Genomic DNA, 264 nt, shown 5'->3' on the forward strand with positions numbered 1-264 from the left:
GACGTAGCTGCCGTCGGGAATGTCCTGGGCCAGGCGCCGCGCCATGGCTTCGCGGGTCAGGGGAGTGGGCATGGGGAATCCTTCAACTGGAGAACGCGGAGTGCGCCACCTGGGTGACGCGCTTGACGAAGATGCCTGGCGTCACCACGGCCTCGGGCGACAGCTCGCCCAACGCCACCTTGGCGCGCACCTGCACGATGGTGGTTTTCGCGGCCATGCACATGATGGGGCCGAAGTTGCGCGCGGTCTTGCGGTACACCAGGT

Annotated in this window: 1 protein-coding gene; it reads right to left on the reverse strand. The window is 67.0% G+C overall.

Annotated elements, in window-relative coordinates:
• Positions 1-82 precede the first annotated feature (82 nt).
• Positions 83-264: CoA-transferase (locus SB751_RS31685; RefSeq protein WP_410749232.1), on the reverse strand; the 182-nt coding region annotated here is incomplete at its 5' end.

It is taken from the genome of Cupriavidus sp. SIMBA_020 (assembly GCF_046535395.1).
GTDB classification, from domain to species: domain Bacteria; phylum Pseudomonadota; class Gammaproteobacteria; order Burkholderiales; family Burkholderiaceae; genus Cupriavidus; species Cupriavidus campinensis.